Origin of the sequence: Pseudomonas sp. CFBP 13710 (assembly GCF_014842235.1) — a bacterium.
Lineage (GTDB): Bacteria > Pseudomonadota > Gammaproteobacteria > Pseudomonadales > Pseudomonadaceae > Aquipseudomonas > Aquipseudomonas baltica.
The window spans coordinates 16,667-34,412 of record NZ_JACYVJ010000008.1; the positions used below are offsets into that span (position 1 = coordinate 16,667).

At 60.2% G+C, this 17,746-nt stretch carries 19 protein-coding genes; 7 read left to right on the top strand and 12 right to left on the bottom strand.

Annotation, left to right across the window (positions count from 1 at the left end):
* Positions 1–48: 48 nt before the first annotated feature.
* Positions 49–456, top strand: coding sequence for an SMI1/KNR4 family protein (locus IFT44_RS16385; protein ID WP_122480011.1), 408 nt, complete (start codon positions 49–51; stop codon positions 454–456).
* A gap of 101 nt (positions 457–557) precedes the next feature.
* Here the strand turns inward: IFT44_RS16385 and IFT44_RS16390 are convergent, their stop codons facing one another.
* Positions 558–2,312 carry a cation:proton antiporter domain-containing protein gene (locus tag IFT44_RS16390; protein ID WP_122480134.1) on the bottom strand — a complete coding sequence of 585 codons (1,755 nt, stop codon included), beginning with the start codon at positions 2,310–2,312 and terminating at the stop codon, positions 558–560.
* Positions 2,313–2,563: 251 nt separating this feature from the next.
* On the opposite strand from IFT44_RS16390, the gene IFT44_RS16395 reads away from it, so the two are divergent.
* Positions 2,564–3,049 carry an acyl-CoA thioesterase gene (locus IFT44_RS16395; protein WP_122480012.1) on the top strand — a complete coding sequence of 162 codons (486 nt, stop codon included), beginning with the start codon at positions 2,564–2,566 and terminating at the stop codon, positions 3,047–3,049.
* Here the strand turns inward: IFT44_RS16395 and pdxY are convergent.
* Positions 3,046–3,912: a pyridoxal kinase PdxY gene (pdxY, locus tag IFT44_RS16400; RefSeq protein WP_192137815.1), complete on the bottom strand. Its 867-nt coding sequence runs from the start codon at positions 3,910–3,912 to the stop codon at positions 3,046–3,048. The two genes, IFT44_RS16395 and pdxY, sit on opposite strands and share 4 nt — an antisense overlap.
* 117 nt (positions 3,913–4,029) lie before the next feature.
* On the opposite strand from pdxY, the gene IFT44_RS16405 reads away from it, so the two are divergent.
* Positions 4,030–4,419 carry a DUF3301 domain-containing protein gene (locus IFT44_RS16405; protein WP_192137814.1) on the top strand — a complete coding sequence of 130 codons (390 nt, stop codon included), beginning with the start codon at positions 4,030–4,032 and terminating at the stop codon, positions 4,417–4,419.
* Between the two features lie 6 nt (positions 4,420–4,425).
* Here the strand turns inward: IFT44_RS16405 and IFT44_RS16410 are convergent, their stop codons facing one another.
* Positions 4,426–5,391, bottom strand: coding sequence for a CobW family GTP-binding protein (locus IFT44_RS16410; protein ID WP_192059302.1), 966 nt, complete (start codon positions 5,389–5,391; stop codon positions 4,426–4,428).
* A 26-nt stretch (positions 5,392–5,417) separates the two neighbouring features.
* Here IFT44_RS16410 and IFT44_RS16415 point away from each other — a divergent pair, with 26 nt between their 5' ends.
* A complete protein-coding gene (locus IFT44_RS16415) occupies positions 5,418–5,768 on the top strand; it encodes an NADH:ubiquinone oxidoreductase (protein ID WP_192176239.1) in 351 nt (116 codons plus the stop codon).
* 10 nt (positions 5,769–5,778) lie between these two features.
* Here the strand turns inward: IFT44_RS16415 and zigA are convergent, their stop codons facing one another.
* Together zigA and IFT44_RS16425 are read right to left on the bottom strand one after the other, a co-directional pair.
* The gene (gene zigA, locus IFT44_RS16420) at positions 5,779–6,990 is read right to left on the bottom strand and encodes a zinc metallochaperone GTPase ZigA (RefSeq protein WP_192176240.1); all 1,212 of its coding nucleotides are present in this window, start codon (positions 6,988–6,990) and stop codon (positions 5,779–5,781) included.
* 156 nt (positions 6,991–7,146) lie between these two features.
* Positions 7,147–7,674 carry a DUF3617 domain-containing protein gene (locus IFT44_RS16425; RefSeq protein WP_122480018.1) on the bottom strand — a complete coding sequence of 176 codons (528 nt, stop codon included), beginning with the start codon at positions 7,672–7,674 and terminating at the stop codon, positions 7,147–7,149.
* A gap of 147 nt (positions 7,675–7,821) precedes the next feature.
* Here IFT44_RS16425 and cls point away from each other — a divergent pair, with 147 nt between their 5' ends.
* Positions 7,822–9,261, top strand: coding sequence for a cardiolipin synthase (gene cls, locus IFT44_RS16430; protein WP_122480019.1), 1,440 nt, complete (start codon positions 7,822–7,824; stop codon positions 9,259–9,261).
* A 125-nt stretch (positions 9,262–9,386) separates the two neighbouring features.
* Positions 9,387–10,673, top strand: coding sequence for an acyltransferase family protein (locus IFT44_RS16435; protein ID WP_192059296.1), 1,287 nt, complete (start codon positions 9,387–9,389; stop codon positions 10,671–10,673).
* Positions 10,674–10,835: 162 nt separating this feature from the next.
* Here IFT44_RS16435 and IFT44_RS16440 read toward each other — a convergent pair whose 3' ends face one another.
* From IFT44_RS16440 to IFT44_RS16470, 7 genes are all read right to left on the bottom strand, one after another.
* Positions 10,836–11,435: a HutD/Ves family protein gene (locus IFT44_RS16440; protein WP_274603821.1), complete on the bottom strand. Its 600-nt coding sequence runs from the start codon at positions 11,433–11,435 to the stop codon at positions 10,836–10,838.
* Positions 11,436–11,459: 24 nt separating this feature from the next.
* Positions 11,460–12,263, bottom strand: coding sequence for an N-formylglutamate deformylase (gene hutG, locus IFT44_RS16445; protein WP_192059293.1), 804 nt, complete (start codon positions 12,261–12,263; stop codon positions 11,460–11,462).
* The gene (locus tag IFT44_RS16450) at positions 12,260–13,672 is read right to left on the bottom strand and encodes a formimidoylglutamate deiminase (RefSeq protein WP_192176241.1); all 1,413 of its coding nucleotides are present in this window, start codon (positions 13,670–13,672) and stop codon (positions 12,260–12,262) included. The genes hutG and IFT44_RS16450 overlap by 4 nt, the downstream gene beginning before the upstream one ends.
* Before the next feature lie 46 nt (positions 13,673–13,718).
* Complete coding sequence (locus IFT44_RS16455) at positions 13,719–14,480, bottom strand: amino acid ABC transporter ATP-binding protein (protein WP_264382888.1); 762 nt, start codon at positions 14,478–14,480, stop codon at positions 13,719–13,721.
* Positions 14,481–14,491: 11 nt separating this feature from the next.
* Positions 14,492–15,157 (bottom strand): amino acid ABC transporter permease, encoded by a 666-nt coding sequence (locus IFT44_RS16460; protein WP_122796681.1) that lies wholly within the window; start codon positions 15,155–15,157, stop codon positions 14,492–14,494.
* Positions 15,158–15,238: 81 nt separating this feature from the next.
* Entirely contained in the window at positions 15,239–15,994 is a 756-nt protein-coding gene (locus tag IFT44_RS16465) for a transporter substrate-binding domain-containing protein (RefSeq protein ID WP_185794634.1), read from the bottom strand.
* A 60-nt stretch (positions 15,995–16,054) separates the two neighbouring features.
* Positions 16,055–16,792 carry an IclR family transcriptional regulator gene (locus IFT44_RS16470; protein WP_122480026.1) on the bottom strand — a complete coding sequence of 246 codons (738 nt, stop codon included), beginning with the start codon at positions 16,790–16,792 and terminating at the stop codon, positions 16,055–16,057.
* 206 nt (positions 16,793–16,998) lie between these two features.
* Here IFT44_RS16470 and IFT44_RS16475 point away from each other — a divergent pair, with 206 nt between their 5' ends.
* Entirely contained in the window at positions 16,999–17,529 is a 531-nt protein-coding gene (locus tag IFT44_RS16475) for a DUF1003 domain-containing protein (RefSeq protein WP_122480027.1), read from the top strand.
* Positions 17,530–17,746: the final 217 nt, after the last annotated feature.

A 17,746-nucleotide genomic window follows, 5' to 3' on the forward strand; every position in this document is an offset into this window, starting at 1 on the left:
CAGCTAAGGTATAAACCGCAGCGCGTATTCTGGTCAGAGGAAAACATCGTGGAAGAAGTGATCGAGCAGCTCCGAGAAGCCAATGAGCCGGTACCGGTTCCCCTGGAACTGCCAGACGAAGACCTGCTGGTCGAGATCGAAGAGCAGTTGTTCATCAATATTCCGTTCGTCTTCAAGGAGTATCTGCTCACCGTCAGCGACGTCGTGTATGGCAGCCTGGAACCGGTCACCGTGACCGACCCGCAATCGCATACGTATCTGCCGGAGGTCGCCGCCAGCGCCTGGGACATCGGCGTACCACGCGAGCTGATCCCGATCTGTCAGGACGGCGAGGACTACTACTGTGTCGAAGAAGACGGCACCGTGGTGCTGTGGTCGGGCGAGGAAGAGCTGGTGACCGAGGAAAGCTGGGAGTCGGTCTGGCACTGGGTACGAGACGTCTGGCTGGAAAGCTGATCGGTAGAGGCAGGTGTGACCTTTTCACAGCTCGACGGCGCGCCGCCAACCCTGTGGGAGCGGGTTCTACCCGCGAAAAGGCCAAACCTGCCTACCCAAATTCAATGCTCGACGTTGTTATCCAGGGTTTCCAGCAAAGCCACCTGCATCCGCGTATGCACGCGAATGAACCAGCGCCACAACACGGCCACCACTGCAGCTGCAACCACCGCAATCAACAGCAGTAATTCCATGGTCGGCAATATGCTCGCCGACAGTGCCGCCAGCAGCACGAAAATCACCAGCAGCGACAGCAGCGGAATGACTTCGGCGATGACGCGCCGCACCCGCTGGGTATGCCTGCCAGCCATTTCCGGCTTCACGCCCATTTCCGCCAGCAGCATCGACAGTGCCTTGAGCTTGCGATAGGCGGCGATCAAAAACGGCAGCGACAGCAGCAAGGCTGCGCCCCAGATCAACGCCTTCTGCCCGCCGGGCTCGGCCACCCAAGTCGTCAGGTGACCGCCGATACGTTCGGCAAAATAGGCGCCAGCCAGAAAGATACCGATCACCAGCGCCAGGTTGACCCCTACCTGCAGGAGGATCTTGCGGATCATCGATGCCAGCATGGCGCCCTGCCCGCGCGGCTGGATGCTGCGCAGCCATTCCCCGTACATGCCCAGCACGCGTGCGACACGTTGCGGCACGATAGCGCCGAGGCGATGCGACAAGGGATCGGCTGCCCGGATCAGGTACGGCGTGGACAGCGTGGTCAGCACCGACACGGCCACGGCAACGGGATAGAGAAAATCGCTGGTGACCTGCAGGGTCATGCCCAGCGCGGCGATGATGAACGAGAACTCGCCGATCTGCGACAAGCCCATGCCCACCCGCAGCGATGTCTTGCCATCGTTGCCGGCAATGAACGCGCCCAGCCCGCAAGAGACGATCTTGCCGAGCACCACGGCGACGGTGATGACTGCAATCGGCCAGGCATAGTCGAGCAGGATGGCGGGGTCGAGCATGAGGCCGATGGCGACGAAGAAGATCGCGCTGAACATGTCGCGGATGGGTTCGATCAGACGCTCGATCTTCAGCAATTGCCGCGACTCGGCCATGATCGCCCCGATCAGGAAAGCCCCGAGCACCATGCTGTATTCAAGCTTGACCACCAGCAGGCAAAAGCCGAAGCACAGGCCCAGCACGGTCACCAGCAGCATCTCGTTGCTTTCGAAGGTGGCCACATAGGCCAGCAGCCGGGGCACCACCAGGATGCCCACGACCAGGGCAATGACCATGAACAGCGAGAGCTTGCCGACCGTCGAGAACACCTCGCCCGAACTGACCGCGCCGCTGACGGCGATCCCCGACAGCAGGGCGATGATACCGATACCTAGAATATCCTCGACGATCAGCACGCCGAAGATCAACTGGGCGAAGCGCTCGTTCTTCATCTTCAGGTCGTTGAGCGCCTTGACGATGATGGTGGTCGAGGAGATTGCCAGGATAGCCCCGAGGAACAGCGAGTCCATGGTGCCCCAATCGAACCAGCGGCCGATTTCGTAGCCGATCCAGATCATCAGCACGATTTCCAGGAACGCAGCGATAAAGGCCGTGGCACCGACCTTGAACAGTTTGCGCAGGCTGAATTCCAGGCCCAGGCTGAACATCAGAAAGATCACGCCCAGTTCGGCCAGGGTCTTGATGGTGTCTTCGTCGTGGATCAAGCCGAACGGCGGCGTATGGGGGCCGATGATGAAGCCGGCAACGATGTAGCCCAGCACCACGGGTTGCCGTAGCCGGTGAAACAGAATCGTCACCACGCCGGCTACCAGCATGATCACCGCCAGGTCCTGGATAAAACTGATGGCATGCACGGTGATAGCCTCCATTGCTATTCAGAATTGCTGTACCAATTGTTTCAGAAAGGCAGATTAACACCGGCCATTGCAGGCGAACGTCGATGCAATATGCGGAAACAGATCGCCGCTATGCCCTGCGTAATGGCACGATAGACGTGACGGCGCCCGTCCGTTCGGCGTCCGCTTCTGGATGCAACCTTTTGAAAGCGGCAAACGCCAATATAGGCGACGCCCCTGCACTTCTGCCAACCAACCGTGAGTTCACTATGGAACCTGGAAACGCCCAGCTGTCGATGACGGTGCTGATGACCCCCGACATGGCCAATTTTTCCGGCAATGTGCACGGAGGAACCCTGCTCAAATACCTCGACGAAGTGGCTTACGCCTGCGCCAGCCGCTATGCCGGCCGGTATGTGGTGACCTTGTCGGTGGATCAGGTGATCTTCCGCGAGCCGGTGCATGTCGGCGAACTGGTGACGTTCCTGGCTTCGGTCAATTACACCGGCAATACTTCGATGGAAGTGGGCATCAAGGTGGTCACCGAGAACATCCGCGAACGCTCCGTGCGCCACACCAACAGCTGTTTCTTCACCATGGTGGCAGTGGATGACCAGCGCAAGCCGGCCAGCGTACCGCCCCTGCAGCCGCAGGATGCCGAAGGCACGCGGCGCTTCATCCAGGCACAGCAACGTCGACAGATTCGCCAGGAGCTGGAAAAGCGCTACCGCGATCTCAAGGACGAGCCGATTTAAAGCGCCACGGCGTCGAAACGCAGGCGCGGGTGCACGATGCGGTCCTGGGCACGTACCAGTTCCAGCTCGTAGCTGGCACAGGCCTGGGTTTCCAGCAGTACTTCATGCACCGCCGCCGCAGTGAATTCGAAAGCGGCCAGCCAATCATCGCCCAGCAGCAGCCGGGCGAGGAACAAGCCACTGGTCAGGTCACCCACACCGACCGGTTGGCGCGGAAACGCCAGCAGCGGACGACGCAGGTGCCAGCTGCCCGCGGCAGTGACCAGAAGCATTTCGAAGTCTTCGGCCGATTTGCCCGGATAGGCCAGGTGCTTGACCAGCACCGCCTTGGGCCCGCGCGCCAGCAACGCCCGCGCCATGGCCACGCAGTCCGGCAGGGATTGGGCCTTGCGCCCGCTGAAGCTGTCGAGCTCCAGCTGGTTGGGACACAGTACGTCGGCAGCGGCAACGGCTTCATCGAGCAGAAAGTCGCTGACCTCGGCCGGCACCACGCAGCCTTTTTCCGCATGCCCCATCACCGGGTCGCACAGATACAGGGCCTTGGGATTGGCCGCCTTGACCCGACGTACCACGCCCAGGATCGCTCGCCCCTGCGCGGCGCTGCCCAGATAGCCACTGAGCACGGCATCGCAGTTGCCCAATTCGCCAATCGTCGCAATCCCTTCGACCAGTGCGGGAATGTGTTGCGGCGCCAACACTTCTCCCGTCCACTGGCCATACTGAGTGTGATTGGAAAACTGCACCGTATTCAGTGGCCAGACCTTGACCCCCACCCGCTGCATCGGAAAAACCGCCGCGCTGTTGCCGGCGTGGCCGAACACGACATGGGACTGGATGGCGAGCAGGTGTGGTGTACGTTTCATGCAAGGATTCCGGACCGGTGACAGGACTTCATGGCGCGCAGTATCGCGCGAAATGCAGCCTGTACGACAGACCGGAGACACAGTTAAGCTGCGAGCAACCGGTTGGAGCGCACTTCGATGTTGACCCTTGGCAATATGTTCATCCTGATGTTGATGGCCGCAGGTGCGGCTTGGCTGTGGCACAACCATGGCCTGCGTGAAAAAGCCCTGGCGCGGGTCAAGCAGCATTGCAGCAAGCTCGATCTGGAACTGCTCGACGACAACGTGGCCTTCAAGCGTTTTTCCTGGCTGGCCGATGCCAACGGCCGCAAGCGTCTGGCGCGTGTGTACAACTTCGAATTCACGGTGACCGGCGAGCAGCGCCATGCAGGCATCGCCACCCAATTCGGGCCACACGCGGTGCAGATCGAGCTGGCGCCCTACCCGTTCGAAGTGAAAACCGCGACCAGTGCCGAAGTCATCGAGATGAGTCAGTGGCGTCAGGAACACAAGCGCTGGCGTCCCTGAGCGACGTCAGCGCTGCGATGGGTCGTCCACGCGTGCCTGCTGCAAGTTATCCTGAAGAGCGGCTGCGTCCTGCGGCGTATCGAATATCAGCTCCAAACGTGAATCACGACGCCATTCACTGGTTTTCCACTGCACCGACTGCCCCGCCAGCAGGTTGCTCGAAAACCATCCATTCGGGCTGTGGATAACCAGCTTGGCCCGTCGCCAAGACCAAGGGGCCAATGCGCGCTCCACTGCTGGCAAATCGAACTGCGTTCGGGCTTGCCATCGCCAGCCGATGCTCCAACCATCGCGGTGATCCTGCACCTGGCATTGCGGCTGGGACTTATCCACCCAGATTTCACCCATGGCTTGCGGGGGCTCCCTCAGCCTGTCCACAACCAGTGGCGCCGAATTATCCACAAGGGGTAACTGCTCGAACCGCACCTGATCGATATCGAGCCACAGCATTCGCTCTGTGGGTAACCCTGAGGTTATACACAAGCTCTGCGGCGCCGTTGCCTTGTTCATGATCACCAAGCCTGCCACTTCAGCCGCTTCGCGCTGTGCAGCTGGCAGCGCGACGCCTTTCGCAAGGGTCAGCGCGTCGAGCACCATCACCAGCGGTTGCACCGCCAGAACGCCGCGCCAGGGCGCTTCGCTCAGTTGCGAAAGGATCTGCAACGGATGACCCAGGCCCGAGGGTTCAATGAACAGGCGATCCGGCCGGGCTTTGCGCAGCAGACGGCCCAGGCCGATCTGAAACGGCGCACCGTTCACGCAGCACAGACATCCTCCGGCGATTTCGCCGATTGCGATACCATCATCGGTGGTGGCAAGCAGCGCGGCGTCGATGCCCACCAGGCCGAATTCGTTGATCAGCACGGCCCAACGCTGGTTTGTCGGCTTGCACGCCAGCAGACGACGAATCAGGCTGGTCTTGCCGGCGCCCAAGGGGCCTGCGATGACATGGGTGGGGATGTTCTGCAGCATGGTCGGATATCTATGGAGGTTGAGCGATGCGTGTGTGGGGTTTGCTGGGGCTGCTGGCCAGTACCCAGGTGTGGGCCGAGGCCTGCGTGGTGCACAGCCAGGCAGAACGGGTAAGCGTCGAAGTGTGCCAGCAGAATCGCACTATACCGCCGAAGCTGTTCAAGGAAGGTTTTTGTCGACCCAACCTGCCGGGGCAGCAGGTCGAAGTACAATTCCTGGCGCAGTGCCCGCAAGGCGCCTACGGTATTTGCCGTGGCGCTCGGGTCGAGCGCATGCCCTATGAACAGGACATCCACTACTACGGTGTGGCGAGCGACGCCGCCTACCTCAAGCCGTTCTGCGAGCAAAACAGTCAGGGACAATGGATCTTGCCCTGAGCAATCCGGATCACGCCTGCTGGCCTTGATCGTGCCACTCGCCGAACGGATCTGGCCAATGAACCCAGGCCTGTGCACCCTGGGCCAGTTCCTCATCATCCAGCAGACACTGGTCCAGGGCGTGGCCCAACGCTGCGAAATCCATTTTCTGCCCAATGAATACCAGCTCTTGGCGGCAGTCTCCGGTGTCGGCCTGCCAGGTCTGCTGGATGGCAGCCACGCTCTCGACATCCTGCGGCCATTGCGTTTGCGGCACGAAACGCCACCAGCGGCCAGCGAAGCCATAGCGCATCAACCCACCCGCCTGGGACCAGCTTCCTGCTTCCTGGGGTTTGCTGGCGAGCCAGAAAAAGCCTTTGGAGCGCAGCAGCCGACCATTGGTCCAGGGTTTGTCGATGAAGTCATGGAAGCGCTGTGGGTGGAACGGACGCCGGGCGCGGTAGGCCGTGGATGCAATGCCGTATTCTGCGGTTTCCGCAACATGCTCACCCCTGAGCACCTTCAGCCAGCCTGGCGCTTGCGCTGCGCGCTCGAAATCGAACAGCCCGGTGTCCAGAATGCGTGCCAGCGGCACCTGCCCCATGACCATGGGCATGACCTGCGCGCCGGGGTTGAGTGTGTGCAGTACTGCCATCAGCTCGGTGCGTTCAGCCTGACTGATGAGGTCGATCTTGCTGATAAGGATGACGTCGGCAAATTCCACCTGTTCCACCAACAGATCAGTGATGGCTCGCTCGTCGTCCTCTCCCAGGGTTTCGCCGCGCGTCGCCAAGCTTTCCGCTGCCTGATAGTCGAGCAGGAAATTGACCCCGTCGACCACCGTGACCATGGTGTCGAGCCGGGCCAGATCGGCCAGGCTCTGGCCGTGCTCGTCGCGGAAGGTAAAAGTCTCGGCCACCGGCAGCGGCTCGGAGATGCCCGTCGATTCGATCAGCAGGTAATCGAAACGCCCCTCGGCAGCCAGCTTGGCCACTTCTTCGAGCAGGTCTTCGCGCAACGTGCAGCAGATGCAGCCATTGCTCATTTCGACCAGTTTTTCTTCGGCCCGGTTGAGGCTGACGTTACGCTGCACTTCACTGCCGTCGATGTTGATCTCACTCATGTCGTTGACGATCACGGCAACGCGCAGATCTTCCCGGTTGCGCAGGATGTGATTGAGCAACGTGCTCTTGCCGGCCCCCAGGAAGCCGGACAGCACGGTGACGGGTAAACGGTTGGGCATGACGGACCTCATCGGTGACAGGTGCAACGAACGCTGCATCGCTTATATTGTTATAACATAACATATAAGTCGTCACTAACTTGATTACATTGTGCTTTAGGCAACAATTGCATGGCCGAGAAACGCGTGTTCCACGTGGAACACGCATTGCAGCTATCAGGTGCGAGGCTTCACTGACCCACAGTTGTTTCCCAACCAAACGGCGCGAGTGTTCATGCTGCCCTTCTGCGCGACGCCGGAGGCATTGAACGTGCCGTTGACCGTGGTAAGAAACTCTCTATCGCTGAGAAACTGGGCTTGTCCGGTCCCCTGGGCCTTGGGGCAACTGAACTGAAATTTCCAGACATTGCCATTGCGCTCGGTGATCTTCTGCGTGCAGCCGGACTTCGCATCTTGTAACGGAATGTCGTTGGTCTTCACCTGTTCAGGCGTCAGGCACGAGCGAATGCCATTGCCGCCCACCGTGATGCCTTGGTTGGCAAGCACGCCTTCCATCATTGCCCTTTGCTCGGGTGGAAGCATCTTCAACTGACCCAGCATCACCTGCATGTCAGGCAGCGGCTTGCCATCGACTTGCATGTTACTGGTGGTCATTTCCCATAGGCCCGGCTGGAGCATCTGCGCCTGTGCCCCGGTTGCCGAAAGGCCCACTACCAATGCAGCCATCGGCCATTTAAATCTCATCTGATTCCACTCCTCAAGAACGTTGGGAAAAGTGCGGGCATGGGTCTTTGACGTCGAAACGGGTGCCGAGTTGCGCGGTAATAAAAACGCGACAACCGCCACTGAACGTGGTCTGTTTAGCACAGCGCATCAAGGAGCCGCCGTGCAATGGATTATCACAGTCCGATTTTTTTTGGGTATCTATTTGGCCTGCTGCACGTGTTGGGCATCGCTGCCGCCGTTCATGCAGTTCTTACCGTACGCACCGCGCAGGGTTCGATTGCTTGGGCCTTATCGCTGTTGTTCATTCCCTACCTCACGTTGATCCCCTATCTGGTGTTTGGCCGCAGCACGTTCGACGCATACATCAAGGCCCGTCGACATGCCAACAAGGAGATGCACACCGCCATCGCCGACATGGATTGGCGCCCCTGGATAGAGGAAGCGCTTGCCGCACGCAAATCCACGTCATACGCCTCACTCAGGGCCATGCCCAAACTTGGCCGGATGCCATGCCTGGCCAATAACCGGGTCGGCCTGCTGATCAATGGACACGCCACGTTCGATGCCATCTTTGCAGCCATCCGCGAGGCCCGGCGAGCGGTGTTGGTGCAGTTCTTCATCATCCACGACGATCATATCGGCCGGCAGCTGCAAGGCTTGCTGCTGCAAAAAGCCTCCGAGGGTGTCGAGGTCTACGTTCTCTACGACCGAGTGGGCAGCCACGCCCTGCCCCGCGAATACGTCGAGCGGCTGCGCGAGGGTGGCGTCAATGTGAAAGCATTCGCGACCCAGAGCGGCTGGTTGAACAGGTTCCAGGTCAATTTCCGCAACCACCGCAAGATCGTCGTGGTGGACGGAGTAAAAGGCTTCATCGGTGGCCATAACGTCGGCGACGAATACCTGGGCGGCAACCCCAAGCTCTCGCCCTGGCGCGATACCCATGTGAGCATCAGCGGGCCGGTGATCGCCTGCCTGCAAGAGTCGTTTGCTGAAGACTGGTTCTGGGCAGCACGGGAATTGCCGCCTTTGATCCTCCCCGAAGCGTACGAAGAAGACGGCGTGTTGTGCCAAGTGCTGGCCAGTGGCCCGGCCGACCCCTATGAAACCTGCTCGTTGTTTTTCGTCGAGTCGATCCACGCCGCCAATGACAGGGTCTGGATCACCACCCCCTATTTCATACCGGATGAGGCCGTCTTTGCCGCACTGCGCTTGGCGGTACTGCGCGGTGTCGATGTCCGTATCCTGCTGCCGTCTCGCCCGGATCACAAAGTGGTCTATGCCGCGTCCAGCCTGTTCGCGTTCGAAGCAGTGCGCGCCGGGGTGAAAATGTATCGCTACGGCCCAGGCTTTCTGCATCAGAAAGTGGTGCTGGTCGACGATGAAATCACGGCAATCGGCAGTGCCAATATGGACAACCGCTCGTTCCGTTTGAATTTTGAAATCATGCTGCTGACCGTCGATAAGGCATTCACCAGCGAAGTGGAACAGATGTTGCTCGACGATTTCGCCCAGTCACGAGAAATAGATGTCCGTGATAGCAAAGAGACACATCGTTTGGAAAAGCTCGGTATGCGAGTGGCGCGCTTGATTTCGCCTATCCTGTAGCGCGCAGTAGGCGAATTTGTCAGCTGATCGGCAACGAAGCCTGCCTTTAGACATATAAGGAAACATTGGAAACGCTTCGTGTACCATGAGCGGGCTTCGATATTACTAAAGGGAAGTGGACCTGCATGAACGCAGAGAAAGAGAGATTCATCGGTTTGGAATGGCTGCGGTTTTTCCTGGGCGTGTATCTGGTGATGTTCCACACGCTGCCGTTCTACGAGGAATACACACAGCTGAGTGGGTTGGTGGAATTCACCGAATTGGGTTTCTTTGCCACAAGCAGCTTTTTTGCGTTGTCCGGTTTTCTCCTCGCGCACGTCTACCTCGACGGTAACAAACTGCGGGAGCCGCCGGTCTCCTTCATGACCAAACGATTTGCCAACCTCTATCCGATCCACATATTCGGCCTCGCCAGCTGCGTGGTTCTGATATCGCTGACAGGCCTGTTCGACAGCAACACTGACCTGAGTGTGGCGTATCGTTCCGATGACCTGCTCAAGCGTACCGCGCCCGAGCTGCTCAAATACAAACTCAGCGATTTCCAGATAGCCGTGAATGCTGTGCTGCAGGTTACCCTGCTGCAGGCCTGGAACCCGGTTTACCTGGCCTACAACGGCCCGCTGTGGTCGATCTCGGCGCTGTTCTTCTTCTACCTGACATTCCCCTGGTTTGCGCCACGCCTGGCAGCCGCCAAACATAAGGTAGGGTTGCTGCTGATCATCTGGGCCGCCTGCCTGATCCCTCCATTGCTGGTGGTCCTCAATGAAGACTACAGCTCGATCTGGATTGGCTTCCTGCACCACTTCCCGTTGCTGCGGCTGCCGGTCTTTTTAGCAGGCATCGTCGCCTACCTGCTGTTTCGCGATTATCGGCTGATGGGTACCGGCCTGCGCGGGCCTCGCAAATTGATGGCGGTGATTGCCCTGGGGTTCGGTGTGGCGATCGCCGCCGAGGTCAACTGGCGAGGCGAGAGCCATTGGTATGTGCTGCTGCACAATGGCTTGCTGCTGCCGATGGTGCTCAGCGTCATCATCCTGTGCGCCATGGCCTCGAGTGCGCAAAGCGAGCGGCATATCAAATGGGCCCGCCGTCTGGGCGCCGCGTCACTGCCGATGTTCGCCCTGCACACGCCGATCTTCATCGTCTTCCGTCGCTTGGAAATGCTGGCGAACATCGACGTGAACCTGTGCTTCACCAATGCGGCGGCGTGCGTGGCAGAGGCCAAGGGGCATCCATTGTCGCTGACTTACTACCCGCTGCTGCTGCTGGCGTGCATCATTCTGTGCGTGATCTTTCAGGAGCAGATTGGCAACCGCACGCGGCAGTGGCTGTTGCAGGGTCCGTTGAGTCGCTGGGTGGTGAAGAGCAAACGTGAGACGTCGGGCAACACCAACGCCCTGCGCGCAGCCTGAACATCGGGTGACTGTCCTTGCAGTTCAGGCGCTGGCTTGACCTGCAAGGGACCCAGGCGCCGTTCCTAGCCCTGTACAGACCTCCAGAGGGCAAGCTGCAAAGGCTGATGTTGCAGGCGCGGGACGGTTCGCCCGACAAGGTGGACATTCAGCCGCTGCGGTTCAGCCCACCCTGTCCAGCTCAACCACGCACACCTGCGCGGCCGTACCCTCCAGGCTGTAACGCTGGCGCCGGCCGCTTGCGTTGGTGCAGCGCAACGTTGCCCGCGAGATTAACTCGTGTCTGCGTCCATCACTCGCGTCGGTCACCTGGACAGCATCTGAAGAGGCGTTGAAGAAAATCACCTCGGCCGCCACCGAGCTCAACACCACCACCGGATGGCAATCCACCCAGCGCAACGATGCCTGGATCCGATCGTGGCGGTAGATCAGGTTGAAGTCCTCAATGGGTGAACCCAGCAACCGACACCGTACCTTCGCCCCACCGTCGAAACTCATAGGCTGGATGGGACCCAGCGCCCTGCTCTCCACCCCGTTCACTTCCAACACCATGCCATCGCCGTGCAGCACGGTGATGATCCGGCTATAACCGGCGAACACGGAGAAGGGTCCGTCGGCGCTGATCTGGGCAATCGACAGGCGCCAGTCATACCCGCTGTCATCGACGGAGCGCTGCCGGACAATTTCCAGGGTACTGCCGCCGCCGTTCTTCCACGGCATGGACGCGTAATCTTCGGGGCGGTATACGTGCGCATCGGTCATCGGAATCTGGCTACCAAAGGAATGTCAGGCAGGCTTGAACGCCATGAATCGCTCGATCAGTGCACGCAGTACCGGCTGGAGAGTCTCGACCTTGTCTGCTTGCAACCCGTAGGGGGCGGTTTCCTGCATGTAGGCTCGCTGTGCCAGCTCCAGCTGTACGGCGTGAACCCCTTGGGCCGGGTGGCCGTACTGGCGAGTGATGTAGCCGCCTTTGAAGCGGCCATTGAGTACCGCCGGCAACTGCGGAGCCAACCGCTCGGCCACGGCGAGCAGCTGCTCCCCGATGCCGGGTGCGCAGGCGCTGCCGTTGGCGGTGCCGAAGTTGAACACCGGTAACTGGCCCTCGAACAGGTGCGGGATGACCGAACGGATCGAGTGCGCGTCCCACAGCAGGGCGTAGCCATGGATCGCCTTGATTCGTTCCAATTGCTGCTGCAACGCTCGATGGTACGGCTGCCAGTAATGCTCCAAACGCTGTGCGATTTGCGCATCGTCTGGTTCGTGCCCCGGCTGGTACAGCGGCACGTCGTCGAATGTCGTCAGCGGGCATAGCCCGGTGGTGTTCTGACCTGGATACAGGCTGGCGCCATCGGCAGGCCGGTTCAGGTCGATCACGTAACGCGAAAAACGTGGACGCAACGTCGACGCGCCCAGAGCGACAGCGAAGTCGTACAACTCATGAATATGCCAATCGGTGTCATCCACCGCCTGGCCGACCAGGCTGTAATGCGCTTTCAGCTCGTCCGGCAGCAAGGTGCCGACGTGAGGCATCGATATCAGCAGAGGGCCGACGCCCTGATGCAGCTCGAAGGTAGGTTCCCGATTCATAGCGTATGCTCCAGTAAATCGGCCAGGGTGGCGCGGTAGCCTTGCAGAGCCTGCACTTGCAGGGCGTGCTGGCCGTCATCGATGACCTGCCTGCCGCCGACGAAGACGTCACGTACCAGATTGTTGCCGTGCTCGCAGAACACCAGCGAGGACAACAGCTGGGCTGGATGGCCGGGGGCGATATTCACGGCGTCTGAATCGATGACGACCATGTCGGCACGCTGCCCCACCATCAGCCCGGCTACCGAGCGGCCGGTCGCCTGGGCCCCGCCCTTGACCGATTGATCGAACAGGCGATCCGCTACCACCGGCGCGTCGGGGCTGGCCAGCACATTGCGCCGACGGTGCAACAGGCGCTGGCCGTATTCCAGCAGACGGAGCTCCGCCCAAGGGTTGACGGCTACGTTGCTGTCCGAACCGATACCCCAACGGCCCTTGTCTGTCAGAAACCGCTGAGCGTCGAACAAACCATCGCCAAGATTGGCTTCGGTGCTTGGGCATAGCCCTACGGTGGCACCACTGCGCGCCAACGCTGCGTATTCAGCGTCGTCCATGTGGGTGGCGTGCACCAGGCACCAACGCGGGTCCAAAGGTTGGCGGTCCAACAACCACTGCACCGGTCGCTGGCCGAGGATTGCCACGCATTCCTCGACCTCGCGGGTCTGCTCGGCAATATGGATATGCACGGGCGCGCGCGGATCCTCGGCATCCAGGCCATCCATCAGTCTCGACAAAGAGGCTTCGCTCACGGCACGTAACGAATGCGGCGCGACGCCATAACGCCGATTGCCGTTCTGCGGCATGGCTTTTTGCAGGTGCTGACGCAGCTCCAGAATCCACTCCGGTGAATTGATGAAACGACGTTGGTGCGGCAAGGGTGCTGCCTGGCCTAGCCCACCGTATTGGTAAAGCACCGGAAGCAGGGTCATGCCGATGCCTACTTCTTCGGCCGCCCGCACCACGCGCAGGGACAATTCGGCGGGGTTCGCGTAGCGCTGGCCGTCAGCGTCGTGGTGCACGTAATGAAACTCGCACACCGAGGTGTACCCGGCCTTGAGCATTTCGATGTACAGGTGCCGACCGATGGCCTGCAAGTGCCGAGGCTGCAGGCGCTGGGCAAATCGATACATCAGGGTACGCCAGCTCCAGAAGGAATCGGCGGGGTCGCCCAGGGTTTCGGTCAAGCCGGCCATGGCGCGCTGGAACGTGTGGGAGTGCAGGTTGGGCATGCCACTGATCACCGGGCCACGCGCCACCGGCGTGCCGTCTGTGGGCACGGCATCGATGCTCACGTTGGTCAGATCGCCGAGCGCGTTCCAGCTCAGCAGCACATTGCTCTGCCAGCCATCGGGCAGTAAAGCGCTGTGGGCAAACAGGCTGCTCTGGGCTTGGCGCGCGGGTGAATCCAAGGGTGTATCCACATGAACCTCTGGGCAATGAGTCAGGCGCAGGCAATCAGAGAACAGGCGCTGCGTCTCGCGACAGCACGCTGTGCAGGAAACTGCGGGTCCGCGCTTCACGCGGTGCGGTGAACAGCTGCGCCGGTGGCGCGGCCTCGACAATCGCGCCTTGATCCATGACCACCACCACGTCGGCCACTTCCCGGGCAAATCCCATTTCGTGGGTAACGATGATCATGGTCATGCCTTCGCTCGCCAGGGTTTTCATGACCTGCAATACCTCGCCCACCAGCTCCGGATCCAGCGCCGAGGTAGGCTCGTCGAACAGCATGACCTTGGGCTCCATGGCCAACGCGCGGGCAATCGCAACGCGCTGCTTCTGCCCACCGGACAAAGTGCCGGGGTAAACCTGCGCCTTGTGCTCCAGGCCGACCTTGTTCAACAGGCGCAGCCCCTGCTCTTCGGCCGCTTGGCGCGATCTGCCGCGCAGGGCCATGGGCGCCAGGATGATGTTGTCCAGCACGCTGAGGTGCGGGAACAGGTTGAACGACTGGAACACCATGCCGACTTCGCTGCGCAGGGCGTCCAGTTTGCTCTCCGACATCATCCTGCCCTGCTCCACCACGGTATGGCCACACGCGCGCAGCGTTCCGCCTTCGGCGGTTTCCAGGCCGTTCATGCAACGCAGGAAGGTGCTCTTGCCCGACCCGCTGGGACCGATCACCACCACGACCTGGCTGGCCTGTACGCTGAAGTCGATGTTGTGCAGCACCTGATGCGTGCCAAACGATTTGCTCAGGTTTTGAATATCGATAATGGCGGTGCTCATCACACTCTCCCGTCGGCGCGCAGCACTTTCTCGGTGCGGCGCAGGATCAAGGTGGTGATGCTGGTCAGCATCAGGTAGATGACGGCAATGGCCAGGTACACTTCGAGCGAACGGTAGGACACGCTGATGATCTTCTCGCCTTCGTGCATCACGTCGGCGATGGTGAGCAGTGACACCAGCGCCGAGTTCTTGATCAAGGCGATGAATTCGTTGCCCAGGGCGGGGATCATGCGCACGAAGGCTTGGGGCAGGATCACCTTGCGCATCGCCAGTTTGTGCGGCAGGCCCAGCGAGCGGGCGGCTTCCATCTGGCCCTTTTCCACCGACTGGATCGAACCCCTGACAATCTCCGAGACATAGGCCGCACTGTAGATGCCCAGGCCGAAAATTCCGCACACATAAGCGGGTAACTGAATGCCGAAGTGCGGCAGGCCAAAGAACAGAATGAACAGCTGCACCAGCAGCGGCGTGCCGCGGACCAGCGTCAGGTAGGTGGTACACAGCCCGTAGATCAGCGTGCGCTTGGGATTCAGCCGCCCCAACCCGATCAACAGGCCCAGGACACAGCCCAGCACCAACGCGGCAGCGGTGATTTCGATGGTGGTCAGGGTGCCGGAGGCGAGCGCGCGCCAGCCGTCCCAGACCGGGGAAAAGTCGAGATCCATGAGGTACTCCGCAGAGGCTTACGGTTGAAGGCGTAAAGTGTGCAGGCTCGTCGCAGCATCGGCCGAACCTGCAGCGGCGGTTTATTCTTTGGTGGTGCCGAACCACTTCTGGGTCAGTGCGGCGTATTCGCCATTGCTGCGCAGGGTTTTCAGCGCCTGGTTCATCTGCTGTTGCAGCGCGGTGTCATTCTTGCGAACGGCAAAACCGTACAGTTCGGTGGTCAAGCCTTCGTCCAGCACGCGGACCTTGGGCTGACGCTTGGCATATTCCACCGCCGCCGGGCGCCCGGTCACTGCAGCGTTCACCCGGCCAATGGCCAACAGGTCGAACATGGCCTGGTTCTTTTCCACTTCCACCACGCTCACTGCGGGGTAGTTGGTTTTCAGAAAGTCGATGGACTTGGTACCTACCTGGGCTGAAACCTTCTTGCCCGCGACCAGATCGCCGGGTTTATCGATGCTGGTGTCATCCTTCAGGACCAGCACAGCGAGGCCGCCGCGATAGTAGGAATCAGTGAAGTTGACCACCTTCTGCCGTTCTTCGGTCATGTAGATGGCCGACGCCGCCACGTCGAAGCGGTTGGAAATCAAGCCGGGGATCAGCCCCTTGAAGCCGATGTCGATCCACTCGACCTTCTTGTTCAGTTGCTTGCCGATGGCTTCGATCAATTCGATATCGAAGCCGGTGCGCTTGCCATCCTGCACGAACTCCATGGGTGGAAAGGTCGCATCGGTGCCGACACGCATCACTTCATCGGCTGCCTGGGCCGAGGTGCACAGCGAAGCCATCAGCGTCAGCGCGGCAGCCAGGGGGGTGAATAACTTCAACGCTTTCATCACGAATTCCTTCGGCAAGGGTAGGTCCGGTCAGGACCTGAAACATGGATTGGGCGGCAGTTAGAAGCGATTGCAGATGCGGCTGGCTGCTTTTCTGGTGAGGCTGATCAATTCAGCCTCCCGTGGGCCAACGCGCAGTGACGGCGCCATCAACGTAATGGTGCCTTCCAGGGCACCGTCCGCCGAAATCAGCGGGACGCTCACGCCCCAAACACCCAGATCGACCTCACTGTCACTGGTGGCGTAGCCATTCTTGCGGATCCTGGTGATCTCCCTTTCCAGCGCCGCAACGTCCATGGCGCCCTCCTGCGATTGCGTTTTCAGCAGTTGGCGCTGCACCGATTCGGGCAGAAACGCCAACAGGCTCTTGGCCGAGGCGCCCTGCATCATGGAGTGGGCGCGGCCCTTGGTGAACGAGCAACGCAGCGAGCTGCTGCTCTCCTCCATGGCGATGCACACCATCTGGCCGTTGCTGTACACCAACAAGCCGACGCTTTCTCCCGTGCGCTCAGCCAGGGCACTGATCTCGTCGCGGCTCTGGCTGATCAGGTTGGAGGTCTGATCGAAACCCCACGCCAACTGCACGCCGGTCGCGCCTGGCTCGTACAGCCCCGTGGTCATGTGTTCTTGCAGCAGACCCCACTTCTTCAACGACGCCAGGTGCCGATAGACCGTGCTCAACGGCATCTGCACCTGCGCGGCAATGCGCTTGGCCGCAATCGGTTGCCCAGCCTTGGCCACGCAGGTCAGCACCTGCAGCACACGGTCGACAATGCTGGTGGTTCGTGGGTCGTTCATGACTGCACTATAAGAACAAATTCTCGATTCTGAAGGGGGATTCTCATTGGGCGGGAAAAAAACCTCCATGTCGCTGGCATGGGACTGCATGGGCCACTGGTGAAATTTCACCGAACGCGCGGTGCCACAGGCACATCCGAGCATTCAGCGCTGCCGAATTCCATGGGATAGTGTCCGTCTTTCTCCCCATCTGAAGACCCTGCCCCATGGCCACCAAGCACCCACTTGAACCGCTGGCTCAACGCTTCCTTGGCAAACACCCCCATCAGCTCGAACCTGAAGAAATACATGTTCTGGAGCAGATGAAAAAGCGTCTGCCCGTCAGCCGCGATGCCAGTGACGCCTCCGACGAAGTCGCAACGTTCGGCGAAAGACTGTCTGATCGGGTTGCGGCGATCGGCGGCTCATGGGCGTTCATCATCGCCTTTACCATCATCCTGTTCGGCTGGATGCTGCTCAATACCGATGTGCTCGATCACTTCGGCCTGGCCTTCGACCCTTACCCGTACATCTTTCTCAACCTGATGCTCTCTACCGTCGCGGCCATCCAGGCGCCGGTGATCATGATGAGTCAGAACCGCCAGTCGGCCAAAGACCGCCTGGCCGCAAGCCTGGACTTCGAGGTGAACCTGCGTGCGGAGCTGGAAATCATGCGGCTGCATGAAAAGATCGACAAGGAGATCCTGGAGCGGCTGGATCGGATCCTGGCGAGTGTGGAGCCCAAGGGCAGCGTGTGAAGGTGCGCTTGGGCGTCCGGGGGTAGGATCGGCTGATTTCTACGATGACGGCGCTGTGATGAAACAATAAAGATTGTCAAAGCGCCCCGCGTACTCAGAGGCCTACAGAGCGCTATAAAGCTAGCTCTTTGAAAATAAAGTTTGTCACAAAACTTCAAATCTCCATAAGAACGGCTCCGCTGTAAAAAATAAAGATTGTCACAAGGTCTTTACCCTT

Excerpts from the sequence above, each read along its gene's own strand:
- IFT44_RS16395 (WP_122480012.1), top strand. The coding sequence starts at position 2,564 with ATGGAACCTGGAAACGCCCAGCTGTCGATGACGGTGCTGATGACCCCC.
- pdxY (WP_192137815.1), bottom strand. The coding sequence starts at position 3,912 with ATGAAACGTACACCACACCTGCTCGCCATCCAGTCCCATGTCGTGTTC.
- IFT44_RS16405 (WP_192137814.1), top strand. The coding sequence starts at position 4,030 with ATGTTGACCCTTGGCAATATGTTCATCCTGATGTTGATGGCCGCAGGT.
- IFT44_RS16410 (WP_192059302.1), bottom strand. The coding sequence starts at position 5,391 with ATGCTGCAGAACATCCCCACCCATGTCATCGCAGGCCCCTTGGGCGCC.
- IFT44_RS16415 (WP_192176239.1), top strand. The coding sequence starts at position 5,418 with ATGCGTGTGTGGGGTTTGCTGGGGCTGCTGGCCAGTACCCAGGTGTGG.
- zigA (WP_192176240.1), bottom strand. The coding sequence starts at position 6,990 with ATGCCCAACCGTTTACCCGTCACCGTGCTGTCCGGCTTCCTGGGGGCC.
- IFT44_RS16425 (WP_122480018.1), bottom strand. The coding sequence starts at position 7,674 with ATGAGATTTAAATGGCCGATGGCTGCATTGGTAGTGGGCCTTTCGGCA.
- cls (WP_122480019.1), top strand. The coding sequence starts at position 7,822 with ATGGATTATCACAGTCCGATTTTTTTTGGGTATCTATTTGGCCTGCTG.
- IFT44_RS16435 (WP_192059296.1), top strand. The coding sequence starts at position 9,387 with ATGAACGCAGAGAAAGAGAGATTCATCGGTTTGGAATGGCTGCGGTTT.
- IFT44_RS16440 (WP_274603821.1), bottom strand. The coding sequence starts at position 11,435 with ATGACCGATGCGCACGTATACCGCCCCGAAGATTACGCGTCCATGCCG.
- hutG (WP_192059293.1), bottom strand. The coding sequence starts at position 12,263 with ATGAATCGGGAACCTACCTTCGAGCTGCATCAGGGCGTCGGCCCTCTG.
- IFT44_RS16460 (WP_122796681.1), bottom strand. The coding sequence starts at position 15,157 with ATGGATCTCGACTTTTCCCCGGTCTGGGACGGCTGGCGCGCGCTCGCC.
- IFT44_RS16465 (WP_185794634.1), bottom strand. The coding sequence starts at position 15,994 with ATGAAAGCGTTGAAGTTATTCACCCCCCTGGCTGCCGCGCTGACGCTG.
- IFT44_RS16470 (WP_122480026.1), bottom strand. The coding sequence starts at position 16,792 with ATGAACGACCCACGAACCACCAGCATTGTCGACCGTGTGCTGCAGGTG.
- IFT44_RS16475 (WP_122480027.1), top strand. The coding sequence starts at position 16,999 with ATGGCCACCAAGCACCCACTTGAACCGCTGGCTCAACGCTTCCTTGGC.